Origin of the sequence: Gluconobacter morbifer G707 (assembly GCF_000234355.1) — a bacterium.
GTDB classification, from domain to species: domain Bacteria; phylum Pseudomonadota; class Alphaproteobacteria; order Acetobacterales; family Acetobacteraceae; genus Gluconobacter; species Gluconobacter morbifer.
The window spans coordinates 1,032,377-1,045,895 of the sequence record NZ_AGQV01000001.1 but is presented as its reverse complement, the minus strand read 5'-3'; the positions used below and the strand labels follow the sequence as shown (position 1 = coordinate 1,045,895).

The 13,519-nt window shown below is 59.9% G+C and carries 10 protein-coding genes; 6 read left to right on the top strand and 4 right to left on the bottom strand.

All coding sequences use genetic code 11. From position 1 onward, the window contains the following. Nucleotides 1-72 precede the first annotated feature (72 nt). The gene (locus GMO_RS04680) at nt 73-1,491 is read left to right on the top strand and encodes a carbohydrate porin (RefSeq protein WP_083813611.1); all 1,419 of its coding nucleotides are present in this window, start codon (nt 73-75) and stop codon (nt 1,489-1,491) included. Here GMO_RS04680 and GMO_RS04675 read toward each other — a convergent pair. Further along, nucleotides 1,484-2,464: a LysR family transcriptional regulator gene (locus GMO_RS04675; protein WP_008851154.1), complete on the bottom strand. Its 981-nt coding sequence runs from the start codon at nt 2,462-2,464 to the stop codon at nt 1,484-1,486. The genes GMO_RS04680 and GMO_RS04675 overlap by 8 nt on opposite strands. A gap of 176 nt (nt 2,465-2,640) precedes the next feature. Between GMO_RS04675 and GMO_RS04670 the strand changes: the two genes are divergently transcribed. The 3 genes from GMO_RS04670 to GMO_RS04660 are packed head-to-tail and all read left to right on the top strand — an operon-like array spanning nt 2,641 to nt 6,940. After that, nucleotides 2,641-4,308: an MFS transporter gene (locus tag GMO_RS04670; protein ID WP_175282571.1), complete on the top strand. Its 1,668-nt coding sequence runs from the start codon at nt 2,641-2,643 to the stop codon at nt 4,306-4,308. 17 nt (nt 4,309-4,325) lie between these two features. Next, nucleotides 4,326-5,402, top strand: coding sequence for an HlyD family secretion protein (locus GMO_RS04665; protein WP_008851151.1), 1,077 nt, complete (start codon nt 4,326-4,328; stop codon nt 5,400-5,402). Nucleotides 5,403-5,410: 8 nt separating this feature from the next. Further along, a complete protein-coding gene (locus tag GMO_RS04660; RefSeq protein ID WP_008851150.1) occupies nt 5,411-6,940 on the top strand; it encodes an efflux transporter outer membrane subunit in 1,530 nt (509 codons plus the stop codon). 386 nt (nt 6,941-7,326) lie between these two features. On the opposite strand, the gene shc is transcribed toward GMO_RS04660, so the two are convergent. Beyond that, the gene (shc, locus tag GMO_RS04655; RefSeq protein ID WP_040507485.1) at nt 7,327-9,330 is read right to left on the bottom strand and encodes a squalene--hopene cyclase; all 2,004 of its coding nucleotides are present in this window, start codon (nt 9,328-9,330) and stop codon (nt 7,327-7,329) included. 357 nt (nt 9,331-9,687) lie between these two features. Between shc and GMO_RS04650 the strand changes: the two genes are divergently transcribed. Further along, on the top strand, nt 9,688-10,077 hold the full coding sequence (locus tag GMO_RS04650) for a hypothetical protein (protein ID WP_040507965.1): 390 nt from the start codon (nt 9,688-9,690) through the stop codon (nt 10,075-10,077). Between the two features lie 200 nt (nt 10,078-10,277). After that, a complete protein-coding gene (locus GMO_RS04645; RefSeq protein ID WP_040507483.1) occupies nt 10,278-12,407 on the top strand; it encodes a M3 family metallopeptidase in 2,130 nt (709 codons plus the stop codon). A gap of 64 nt (nt 12,408-12,471) precedes the next feature. On the opposite strand, the gene GMO_RS04640 is transcribed toward GMO_RS04645, so the two are convergent. Together GMO_RS04640 and arfB are read right to left on the bottom strand one after the other, a co-directional pair. Continuing rightward, nucleotides 12,472-13,023 (bottom strand): DsbA family protein, encoded by a 552-nt coding sequence (locus tag GMO_RS04640; RefSeq protein ID WP_040507481.1) that lies wholly within the window; start codon nt 13,021-13,023, stop codon nt 12,472-12,474. Nucleotides 13,024-13,050: 27 nt separating this feature from the next. Beyond that, the gene (arfB, locus tag GMO_RS04635) at nt 13,051-13,473 is read right to left on the bottom strand and encodes an alternative ribosome rescue aminoacyl-tRNA hydrolase ArfB (protein ID WP_008851142.1); all 423 of its coding nucleotides are present in this window, start codon (nt 13,471-13,473) and stop codon (nt 13,051-13,053) included. Nucleotides 13,474-13,519 lie beyond the last annotated feature (46 nt).

The window sequence follows — 13,519 nt, the reverse complement described above, 5'->3', positions numbered from 1 at the left end:
CCAGGTTGTTACTGGAAAACGTATGGAGAAACCAAGTTGCTGAACCGGAAAACCTACCGTTTTTCTGCCGCAATGCTCGCTTTTTCCGTGGTATCCATCAGTATGGCGTCCTCCGCGCGGGCGCAGGTCATGGATCGGGACGTGGGGTCCGCCCCCAGTATTCTGGTTTCCACCCCCTTGCCGGCAAATGCATCCAAAAAAACGTCCGTTCCTGCATTTTCCACACCGGAAGCCATTATTTCCAATCCCCTCTCGGTATGGCTTCGTCAGAAAGGAATTAATTTCCTCGTCGACAACACCAACGAATTTGCAGGCGCGATCACGCCACCGACCAAAGGAACCACCAAAGGGTTCTCAAACTACAAGCAGGGCGCCAGCAATGCCGGACAGTACGCCCTGCAGCTTGATATCAACTGGGAGAAACTTGCGGGACTGAAAGGTTTCGCTACCCATATGGTGACCGTGGGCCGGTACGGAACCACTGCGAACCGCATGTTCGGGGACTGGCTGAATCATGCCTCCGAAGACTACGGCGGTGGCGGAAACGTCGTCGTCCATCTTGTCTATATGTATGGAGAGGAAACGCTGTTCGGCGGCCGCTTGGCCATCGCTGCCGGGCGCATGTCGGAAATTTCCGATTTCGCGGCCAGTCCCCTGTTCTGCAACTTCCAGAACGGTAGCTTCTGCGGCCGTCCCAAAGGCATCACGGATACGAACTATGACGCCGGCTACCCTGCTGCGACATGGGGTTTCCGCGTGCGCGGACGGCCCGTGAAATCCGTTTACATCCAGACGGGCGTTTATCCCATCGAGAACGGAATCTATCAGGTTTACCAGCACCGGACTGGTTTCAAGTTCAACGGCTCCAACATCATCGGCTACGCCGCCCCCATCGAAACCGCCTGGGAGCCGGTTTTCCGCAACGGAACCCTCCCCGGCCATTACAAGTTTGGCGCCCAGTTGTTCAGCACACCACAAAACGACAATTATTATGACCTGTACGGCGGATCATATGCCAAAACCGGCCTGAGTCCGAAAGTTCACAGCGCCTCCTGGTCGACCTGGGTCATGTTTGATCAGCGCCTGATTCATTACCATGACAAGGATTCCGGCCTGACTGCCCTGACCGGCATCATCTATAACGATCCCCATACATCCCTGCGGCGTTACCTTGCCTACGGTGCCCTCATCAATCGCGGCTTCCTGCGCTCACGCCCATACGACACGCTGGGATTTGCCTTTACCTATACGAAAATCGCCTCCGGCGTGAGCAGGACGGAAGAAGAACTGCTCCAGAACGGCGAAACCATGCCCAACCATGCCACCGGCGTTCAGAGAAGCACCATTGTCATGGAACTCAATTACGCTGTTCACGTCATGCGCGGCGTCATTTTCACTCCGCTGTTCGAATATTACGTCCGCCCCAACGCGCAGTACAACTTGCGGAACGCAGCCCTGCTGGGGTTCAAGAGCCATATTCAGTTTATGTAGGCCCGGCGGAAGCAGCCTTCCGTTCACTGGCTTCCCTCATGCGGTGGAGCTCCTGACGGATGGTATGGAAAACCGTTTCCCGCAACCAGCGGTGAACAAGATCCATATCCATCCGCGGATGCCAGGCCTGAAAACAGATCACGGGCGGCAGAGCAAAGGGAAATTCGAACGCTTCCAGCTCGATCCGGTCGAGCAGTAACCGATCAATGACGATATCCGGCAGCGGCAGGATCATGTCCGTCTCCCGCATCGTCTCGATCATGGCGTAATAGGTTGGCACAACCATCGCAATCCGCCGTGCCAGTCCATATTTTTCCCTGAGAATGACGTCGAGCGGCCCATGCATCCGTCCTTTGCGGGAAATACTGATATGATCGTAATCCACCAAGGTTTGTGGCGTCACACCCCGTTTCAGGATCGGATGCGACTTGCGGACCAGGCCGCGAAATTCCGTATGGAAAAGGGTCTGCTTCATGATCTCCGGCGCAAGATCATCCGTCGCGCCGATATAGAGATCGATCCGGTTTTTCCGCAGGGGTTCGCTGGCAGATTCCTCGGTTTCCGGTGAAAAAATGACCCTGCACCCCGGACAGCTCTCTTTCAGCGTTCTGAGGACAGCGTGGCCGAACGCCCCAACAATCAGATCATGCGCACGGATGGTAAAACAGGGCGCCAGCTCTCGCAGATCCAGATCATCACTGTCATTGACGAGTTCATCCGCAAGTTTCACGAGATTCTGAACCCGGTCCCGGATGCGATTGGCGAATGCCGTCGCCACCATCCTGCGTCCGGACAACACCAGAATCGGATCCCCGAACACCGTCCGCAGCTTTGCCAGGTGCCGGCTCATCGCAGCTTCACTCACCTGAAGTCGCTGTGCCGCCAGCGAAACGCTCTGCTCTTCCACCAGAACCTGCAGATAACGCAACAGGTCCAGATCATACCGCCGTGCTGCCGTGACTTTACGCGCCATGCCCTGCCCCTTTCATAATTGTTCCGCCAAGAGAACCCTGTATTCGTATTCCTGCCACAGTGCCGTAAGCATCCTCTCCGATCCTTCCGAAAAGTGAAATCGTCATCTGCCAGAACTGTGGGTTTTCGGACCGTACCACTCCCAGATAGATGCATCCCAAAGCAGGAAGGCACCTTATGGCAGATGCAGTTCAACCCAGCATAACCGCGGCTCCCGAGCCACCGTCCTACATCCCGCCTTTCGGATTGCGTACGGTTATCGGCTGTCTGGGAATGCTGCTGGCTGTGCATGTTGCCGGTTTCAATGAACACATTACCGAGATCGGCCTCGCCGATATTCGTGGCGCCATGCATATCGGCCACGACGAAGGCACGTGGTTCATCTCGGTCTACGAGGCCTTCAACATCGCCGCCATGGCTTTCACGCCTTGGTTCTACATGACGTTCTCGATCTACCGCTTCTCCATCTTCATGACGGCGGTTCTGGCGCTTCTCTCCATTCCGCTGCCCTTCATGCCGGACATGTTCTCCCTGTGCTTCCTCCGCGCCGTGCAGGGCATGAGCGCGGGCTGCCTGCCCCCTGTCCTCATGACCGTCATGCTCAAATACCTGCCTCCCCCCATCAAGGTCTTCGGCATTGGCGGTTACGCCATGAGCGCGACGTTCGGCCCCAATCTCGGCGGCCCGCTCGAAGCCCTCTGGTTCGAGCATGTCGGCTGGCGTTGGCTCTACTGGGAGGTCATTCCCCTCAGCATCATCGCCATCATCATGATGGCCTATGGACTGCCCAAAGACCCGGTCCATCTGGAACGTTTCGAGAAGTTCAACTGGCGCGGCTTCTTCATCGGCGCGCCCTCCATTCTCTGCGTCGTCACGGTTCTCTATCAGGGCGATCGTCTGGACTGGTTCCGCTCCCCGATGATCTCACATCTGACCTTCTGGGGCGGCGCCTTCTTCGTCGGCTTCCTATTCCACGAATGGCACCATCACAGCCCCTTCTTCCGCCTTCAGTACTGGAAGAACCGCAACATCACGATGGCGCTCCTCACCCTCGTCGCAGTGCTCATCATCTGCGCCCTCATGAACGAGGTCCCGATGACCTACCTTGAGGAAATCCGCGGATACCGACCCATCCAGGCCATGCCCGTCGCCCTGACAGTCGCCCTGCCACAGCTCATCATGCTCCCCCTGACCGCCGCCATCTGCAACACCCGCGTCGTGGACTGCCGCTATGTTCTTGCCATCGGCATGACCTGCCTGGCCCTCTCGGCCGGGCTGGGCCTGTGGCTTACCCCGGACTGGGTGCGTGACAACTTCTATCTCCTGCAAGGTCTCCAGATCTTCGGCCAGCCCATGGTCGTGATCCCGACCCTGATGCTCGCCACCATGTCCCTCGGACCCGCGGACGGACCATTCATTTCCGGTATGGTCAACATGCTCAAGGGGATGGCCAATGCCTTTGCCACAGCCATTTTCGAAGTAATGCTCCGCCGCCGCGAGCAGTATCATTCCACCATGCTGCTGGACAGATCGGGCAACAATGCCACCGCCCTTTCCGGCATGGGCAACCCCATCGAAAACGTCATCGGCAACACGTCCCCCGATCCCGGACATGTCGCCCGCAATACCCTTCAGATCTTCCATACCTACATCCGCGAGCAGTCCACCGTCCTTGCACTGGTGGACATCTATTTCGTCGTGATGTGGATCTGCATTTTCTACATCGCCCTGACAGCCATTCTGCCAAAGCGGGTCTATCCCCCCGGCAAAGGTCCCTTCCCCAAAGCGTCAGCTCCAGCACCCGTTTCCGTGCCTCCTGCGACATCCCCCGCTCTCGCCCACTGATACCGGACCCGCTTCCCATGATTTCCACCAAACCTCTCCTGCTGGCTGGCTGCACGGTTATCGTCCTGACCGCCCTCGCCTGGACCGCCGACCGTTTCGTTGTGGGAGACGGCATCCACCAGGAAACAAACGACGCCTACGTCACGGCCGACTTCACGACCGTCGCACCCAAGGTCTCTGGCCGTATCGATCAGGTTCTGGCTGAGGACAACGAATATGTCCGCGCCGGTGAAGAACTCGCCCATATCGAGGATGACGATTACCGCGCCTCCCTCGGCGTCGCGAAAGGTGACGTCGCCGCCGCACAGGGTGACGTCAGCAACCTTCAGGCCGCCCTGAATCGCCAGTCCTCCCTGATTTCCGCGGCAAACAGCACAGTGGAGGCAGACGAGGCCGCCCTCGTCTTCGCCCGGCAGAACGCCGCGCGGTACCGCAATCTCTCCGCGGGCGGCGCCAGCACACTCGAACAGCAGCAGGGCGCAGATGCCCGGCAGCGTGAAGCCGTGGCCCAGCTTTCCCGAGACAAAGCCAGCGTCGATGCCGCTACCCGGGAAGTTGACGTCCTGAAAGCCCAGCTTGAAAAGGCGCAGGGCGCCCTTCTCCGCGCCCAGAGCGCCGAACGTCAGGCTGAACTCAACCTGTCCTACTGCACTATCCCCGCCCCCGTTGAGGGCGTGGTGGGTGAACGTGGCGTACGCGTGGGTGCGTATGTGCATCCCGGTACCGGCCTGTTGGCCGTCGTGCCCGTCCACAAGGCCTATGTCCTAGCCAATTTCCAGGAAACCCAGCTCACAAAGGTCCAGACAGGCCAGACCGCGAAAATCTGGGTCGATACCTTTCCCGGCCATCCCCTCAGGGCCCATGTGGACAGTCTCGCCCCCGCAACCGGCGTTGCCTTCGCCGCCATCCAGCCGGACAATGCCACCGGAAACTTCACGAAAGTTGTCCAGCGCGTTCCCGTCAAGCTGACGTTCGATCCCGGCCAGCCCCTGGCCGAGCGTGTCCGTGTCGGCATGTCGGTGGAAGCGGAGATCGACACTTCCTCCACCCCTGATGGCTCGCACTCCCACGACAACCGTTACATCTGGCGGTAAGGACAGCCATGCGTTCCCCCCTAAAAACCCTGCCGCTGCTGAGCCTGCTGGTCCTGAACGCCTGCAATGTCGGCCCGGACTATCACCGGCCGGATCTCCAGACCGCAGCACACTGGCACGAGAGCCTTCCCCCCGCTCAAAGCCACCCGGAAGAGACACTGGCCATCGATCCGCAGTGGTGGAAACTCTACAACGACCCCATCCTGACGGAACTGGAAGCGGACGTCGCTCGCACCAATCTCGATCTCCGAACCGCGGCCCTGCATTTCGATGAAAGCCGCGCCGAACGCCGCATCGCCGCTGCAGCCCAGATGCCGCATTCCGAGGCCGCCGCATCCTACGCCCGTGAACGGGCCAGTACGAATGGTATCCTCGGCCTCCTGGGCACGACCGAACAGGCCGGACCGGGAGAAATCGCCAGTGGTGAACAGGGCTTTGGCCCTGCCGCTGCGGATGGCGCAAAGGGAAACCCGTCCTTCAACCTGCCGCAATACGGCATCAGCGCGTCATGGGAAGTGGATTTCTGGGGACATGTCCGTCGGCAGGTGGAAGCCGCTACTGCAGCCATGCATGAGACGGAGGAACTGCGTCGTAATGTGCTGGTCTCCCTCATGGCGGAAACCGCACAGGATTACATCAGCCTGCGCAACGTTCAGGCCCAGATGGCCATCATCCTGCAAAGCATCGACATCGCCCGCCACAGCGTTGACTTGACCGTCATGCGCTTCACGCAGGGTACGGCCACAAAACTCGATGTCGCCTATTCACGGGGACAACTCCATAACTTCGAGGCCCGCCTTCCCGTTCTGAAAAGCCAGCAGGTCCATCTGATCAATGCCCTGAGCTTCATGATCGCCCGCGAGCCTGGAGCCCTGACCTCCCGCCTGGGAACCACGCGGGACATTCCGCCCGTCCCGGTCAGCATCCCCGTCGGCCTACCATCCCAACTCGCGGAACGGCGCCCCGACATCCGCGCCGCCGAAGATCGGCTTCACGCCGCAACAGCCAGCATCGGCGTGGCCATTGCGGATTTCTTCCCCCGCGTTACCCTGTCCGGAAGCCTGGACATCCAGGCCCTCCAGTTCAGCGGACTGGGTTCATGGGCCTCCCGCCAGTACGGCTTCGGCCCGACCATGACCCTTCCCCTGTTCGAGGGCGGCCGTTTGACAGGCCAGCTTCACCTCCGCCGCGCCCAGCAGAAGGAAGCCGCCATCACCCTCCAGCGCACGATCCTCCATGCCTGGGAGGAAATCGACAACGCCATGGCGGATCTCAGCGCCGCACAGGACCGCCGTGCCAGCTTGGCGGAAACCGTGACCGAGGACGACACCGCCGTTCATATCGCCCAGTTGCAATATGCACAGGGCGCAGGAGACTTCCTGAACGTCCTGACCACCCAGAACGCCCTTCTCTCCAGCCGGAGCGCCCTCTCCGAAGCCAGCGCAGGCGTTTCAGTCTCCATGGCCCATCTCTACCGCGCCCTCGGCGGCGGATGGTACCCTGCAACAGCCAGTGACACCAGACCGCCCCATGCCTGAGCCGGTCCGCTCCGGCCCATTCACGCTGACCGATCCGAAGCCACTATCGTGAAACGGGCCTCCGTTATCCATACGGGATCATCAGACAGTTCAGAGATACGGCCCCGGAAACCCCGTGGCTTCCGGGGCCCCTTCCGCTGACCGCAGAAAGGCTGAACACCATCTCAGGTCCGGAACAACAAATCGGACGAACCTTTTCGGTCCGCGACATTGGCCGAAGTCACATTACAGTCCGACAGCAGGGCTGACCCACCCGTCAGATACCCAGCTTCGTGAACGCCCGGATCGGAAAGCAGTGGCCCTGATTCCACCCAGCCTGACACCTGCTCACAGAGCAGTGTGCCAAACCGGACGGATACAGAACCATGGTTCTCTGGAACCGCGCCTCAGGCAGCGGCCGAAGCATCCTCTTTCATCATGCGCCGCGCCCGGCTGAGCGCCATGACCGGGAAATACTGCCGGTACAGGTCATAACGCAGCATGAAGGCCCGTGAGAGTTCCGCTCCCTGAAGCAGGCGGTCAGGCAGGGACGGATCATCCAGCTTGATGGCCTGCCCCACGCCATAACCAGGGAACCCGGTCCCGGTATATTCCTCTTCCGTCCAGCTTCCGTCTTCCTGCCGCTCGATCAGAAACTGACAGCCACGGGCGATGGCCTCCCTGTCCTTAGGCCGTTTCGCCGCCAGAAGCCCGATGAGCGCCCATGCCGTCTGGGAGGCCGTCGCCACCCCGTGCCCGACCGCATTGATATCCATATAGGACGCACAGCTCTCGCCCCAGCCCCCGTTCTCCTGCTGGACGGACATCAGCCAATCACAGGCCCGGACGATGTAGGGCTGCGTCATGTCCTCGCCAATGGCGGCCAGCGCCGGCAGAACCGCACCCGTCCCATAAACGTAATTCACGCCCCACCGCCCGAACCAGGCACCATTCCGTTCCTGTTCGCTGCGGATATAGGCCAGCGCCTTCTGAACGGACGGATGATTGCGGGAGATGCCAAGCAGGCCGAACGCCTCCAGCACATGGGCCGTCACGTCCACGGAGGGCGGATCAAGTGCCTCCCCGAAGTCGCAGAACGGAATTTTCGTCAGGATGCTCCGGTTGTTGTCCTTGTCGAAAGCGCCCCAGCCGCCGCTGGAACTCTGCATGGCCAGCAGCCAGTTTACCCCGCGCGAAATCGCGCCTTCAATGTCGCGCTCGCGCCATTCCGGCCGATGACGGCATCCTGCCAAGGCAATCAGCGCAACCGCTGTATCGTCCGTATCGGGATACTTGTCGTTGGCGTATTCGAAGGCCCATCCCCCAGGCTCCGTGTCGGGCAGCTTGATGGACCAGTCCCCCTTGACCCGCACCTGCCGGTCTAGAAGCCAGCCGATCGCCTTGTCCATCTGGGGCGAATACCGGTCTTCCGCCCCGGCATCATGCAGCGCCAGAACGGCCAGCATCGTATCCCAGACCGGGCTGTTCGTTGCCTGGATCCAGCTTGCATCCCCCTTGTCCCGGCGCCAGCCCGGATCATTGAGCGCATCCATCGCCTTCGCCAGGACCGGATGATGCAGCGGATATCCCTCCACGGACAGGGCCATGAGGCCATAGATCCAAGGCGGCTGAATCCCGCCCCAGCCGCCATCGGCGTCCTGATGGCGGATGATCCATTCAATTACGTGGCGGATGGCGGCTTCCCGCGGGACAAAACGCCGGACAGGAAAGGACTGAAGGGAATGCAGCCCCTTGTCCGCCGCACGGAAGAACCTGCCCCACAGATCTTCCTCGCCCTTTACGGGCAGTTCGTAATCGAAATTCTCCCGCCCTTCGGGGAACAGGCCGTCCAGACGGTTTTCCGGAAGCAGGGGGCGGCTGGGCCGACGGGCTGACAGGATGGTCAGCGGCATCATGGTCGCCCGCGCCCATTGTGCGAAATTATAGATCGAGAAAATAAAATTGTCGGGCAGCCAGATGATCTCGGGCGGCAGGTTCGGTGTCTTGTCCCACGGCCACTCCCCGATCAGCGCCAGCCAGTACCGCGTGAAGACACGGACATTCCGCAGGCCGCCTTTCTGCTGGATCCACGCCGCGGACTTCGCCATAATCGGCATGTCAGCGGCATAGCCCATTGAGCGCAGCGCGGCATACGCCTCGACCGTCGTGTTGATGTCCCCGTGATCCGCCCCGACATAAATTCCCCAGGAACCGTCTTCCCGCTGCATCTCCAGCAGGGCCTGCGCCAGGCGCGGCCGAAGCGGATGGTCCTCCTGTCCGAGAAACCACAGCGCCAGACACCACTGCGCTTCCATGCAGGCATTGGATTCAACCGGCCCGACCCAGTGCCCGTCAGGCTTCTGCTGATCAATCAGCCAGTCGCACGCCGAGGACACGGCCTCCGGCAGCATGTTGTCCAGTCTCTGGAAGGAGGACGATTTTGTCGAGATGTCTGCGGGGCTCAAGAAAAAAGTTCCTATTCCTGCCGAATCTTAATCAAATCAGCCTGCCCGTACCGGTGCAGACGGACAGGGCGTTTAACGCATATTTCTGCCCTTCCCAAGGCACATTGGCACCCGGACGGTTTTTCTCGCTGCTTCTGTCGCCGGCGAAGCACATTCCATGAGTGTATCTGCCCCGGCGATGACATGCATCATGGATGACACGCGGAAGTGCCTCTAGCATGATGCCCAGTGCCCCGGAGCCAGACATCGCGGCTGCATTCAGCAGGCCTGCATGGCGGCCCGATCATCAAGGAGCAGCACATCATGGGTCTTTCCTCAAAATGTACCCTCAAAGGATTACGCTACACCGCTATTGCGCTCACGACCCTCTGGACAACCATGATCTGGCGTGACCGGCAGAGCGGAATGAATGTCAAGGAACGTGACGTCCACCTTGCGGCCATGAGCATCACCGGCCTTCTGGGGATTTCCGGTTTCCTGAGGATGCGCCGGGACGGATGGAAGAAAACATGCCGTCCGTGGCTCGGCGTGGCCCTGATCACGGCGCATGGTTTCGCGGGCGTTCACAGCCGCCGGGCGCTTCAGGCAGGTGACCGGAAGGACGCCATCCGGGATGGCTTCCTGCAGATGGCTCTCGCTACCCTGGCTGGCCTCGTTTTCACTGCGGCCTCCAGGTCCGGGCACGAAAAGTAACACTCACGGCAAACCGCTGAAATAGGTCTGCACCTCTCTTGCAGGAGCCCGGAAAATCCCCCTCCGGGCTCCCGATCCACCGCCGAACGGAGAGAACGAAACCCCACTCCAGCGGGGCAGAACCGTCGCATTCAATCCGTTTGACCGCCGCATCCGGACCGAATACGTTACGAATTTCAATTTCAAAACTGGATTTCCATATGCGCTTCAATCGCAGGACTGCGACGACCATTACGATATTCGCGCTGACTGTTCTGGGCGGAACAGCGGATGCCGCACGGGTCAATCCTTTCTTCAGCGCCAGTACGCTCCCCTATCAGGCCCCCCGTTTCGATCTGATCACGGACGCTGACTATGCGCCGGCTTTTGACAAGGGAATGGCCGACCACCTGCGGGAAATCCAGGCGATTGCTAACAACCCCGCCCGTCCCGATTTTGACAATACCATTGGCGCCATGGAACGTTCGGGCCGTCTGCTCGATCGCGTTCAGGAAACATTTTACGGTGTCTATCAGGCGAACTCCAATCCCACCATGGATCAGACCCAGACTCGTGAATCCCCGCGTCTGACAGCCCATGAGGACGAGATCTATCTCAACTCCAGGCTCTTTGCCCGGATCAAGACCCTTTATGACAGGCGGTCCAGCCTCTCCCTGACGCCGGAACAGGCCCAGCTTCTCGACGTTTATTACCAGCAGTTTGTCCATGCCGGCGCCCAGCTTTCTCCCGCCGAAAAGACCGAACTCAAGGCGCTCAACAAGCGGATTTCCACTCTGGAAACCACTTATGAGCAGAAGCTGATCGCCAGCGCGAAAAAGGGCGCCCTCGTCGTCGACCAGAAATCCGCCCTTGCCGGTCTGGATGATGGAACAGTCGCATCGGCCCAGAAAGAGGCCGAAAGCCGGCACCTCGCCGGAAAATGGGTTCTCCCCCTCCAGAACACGACGCAGCAACCGGTTCTGTCGTCCCTGACCGATCGCGAGACCCGGCAGACCCTGTTCGATCACAGCTGGAACCGGGCCGAGCGCGGCGATGACAACGACACACGGGCCACCATCGCCGAACTGGCGCAGCTTCGCGCCAAAAAAGCCGCGATCTTCCATTACCCGAACTACGCGGCCTATACCCTGTACGACCAGATGGCCAAGACGCCTCAGGCCGTCGAGAATTTCATGCAGCAGCTCGTTCCCGCCACCGCGGCCGAGCAGAAACGGGAAGTTCAGGTCCTTCAGGACGCCATTCACAGGGACGGACAGAGTTTCAGCCTGCAACCCTGGGACTGGAACCGTTATGCGGAACAGGTCCGTCGCGAAAAATACGCCCTGAACCAGGAAGAGATCAAACCGTATTTCGAACTGAGAACAGTCCTGGAAGACGGCGTCTTCTACGCCGCCCATGAACTGTACGGACTGAGCTTCAAACGTCGCACCGACATCCCGACCTATAATCCGGACGTCATGGTCTATGAAGCCTCGGACAAGGACGGCTCTCCGCTTGGTCTGCTGTATTTCGATTACTTCAAGCGCGACAACAAGTCCGGCGGCGCATGGATGTCCAACTTCGTTGGACAGTCCACCCTCCTCGGGACAAAACCCGTCATCTACAATGTCGCGAACTTCACGAAGGCAGCGCCCGGACAGCCACAGCTCATCACGTCCGAAGACGTGACGACGATGTTCCATGAATTCGGTCACGCCCTGCATGGCCTTTTTGCCAGCCAGACCTATCCCACCCTGTCAGGCACCAGCGTAGCCCGGGACTTTGTGGAATTTCCATCCCAGTTCAATGAGAACTGGGCCCTTGATCCAAAAGTCCTGGCCCACTACGCCCGCCATTACAAAACCGGCGCTCCGATGCCTCAGAAACTTGTGGCCAAAATCCACAAGGCCGCTCATTTCAACCAGGGATATGCCCTCGGCGAAATCGTGGCTGCAGCACAGCTGGATATGAAGTGGCATGACCTGCCCGCAGATGCTCCCCGTCAGGACGTTGACAGCTTCGAGACAGCCGCGCTGAAAGCGACCGGACTGGACGTTGCCCATGTCCCGCCCCGTTATCGGTCCAGCTACTTCCTGCATATCTGGTCCAATGGCTATTCGGCCGGATATTACGCCTATCTCTGGACCGAAATGCTGGATCAGGATGTTTTCGCCTGGTTCCAGAGCCATGGTGGTCTGACCCGCCAGAACGGCCAGCGCTTCCGTGACATGATCCTCTCCCGCGGGCACACCATGGATTATGGCGCCATGTTCCGGGCTTTCTACGGAAAAGACCCGGAAATCGGCCCCATGCTTGCCCATCGTGGACTAACTGAAAACGCCCAGCCCTGATGCAGGCCGCTCCGGCTCACGCCCTCTGTCGTGAGCCGGATCAGATGACACCTGTTTCCGTCATTCACGCCGGGAACAGGTGGGCTTTCCATTGCTCGACGCTGTCTCCGCTACTCAGGGCGGGATCAATCAGACCATCCACCATGAACGTGGGGGAAACGTGGATGCCGTTCTGCCGACTGTAGCGCGCCTGCCATTTCATGGCCTGGGTGGCTTCCGGAAAGGTGAATGCTTCCGCAAGCTGGACACCGCTGTAATCTTCCAGCCGTCTGATGATCTCGGCCGGCGTGGCCTGCATGTTGGGCCCTTCGCAGTGATCCGTGAACTCGAATTCCTCGCGGTGATCCGCAATGGCCGCCATGACGGTCCGGGCTGTCTGCCGCCCTCCATCCAGCATGGACGCTGCAAGAATGCATCGGACCAGTATCCCCGAGAACAGATGCCAGGGTTGCGATTGCAGCCTTATCCTGACTGTCAGCCTGTCTTCCCCGGCGGCTTCAAGAAGCACGGGCAGTTTGCGGAATGCCTTTACGGAAAATGGACAGGTCGGTTCCAGAAAAACATCGAGTATTTTGGGTCCATGTCCGCATGACAGGGCATCTGGCTGTCGGCTCATGATCTTTTCTCCTTCGTTCTCCCCGGTTTAATCGTCCAGTCTGACCTTCCGGTTGCGTTTGACACCTGCGCGATGGGCCTTTCCGTCCAGTCGGCGCTGCCGGGCATTTTTCCCCGGACGCGTTGCCACCCGGAAAGCAGGCCGGTGTGCAGCCTGCCGGATCAGCGCCACGAGGCGTTCGATCACATCCTCCCGGTTCCGCTGCCGTGTCCTGAAACGGCGCCCCGTCATGACGATCTCGCCATTTCGTGTCGCCCTGCTGCCCGCAAGCTCAAGAAGCCGGGTCCGGACCCGGTCAGGCAGCTGGGTACAGGCCGCACTGTCAAACCGCAGTTGTGCTGCGGTCGCAACCTTGTTGACATTCTGGCCACCGGGACCAGACGCAAGGATATAGGTGATTTTCAGGTCTTCCTCATGCAGAGAGAAACCCGGAAGGACATTCAGGGACATTCCCTCTCCCTACCAAATCCCCTGACGGCTCCGCTACCGTCATGAC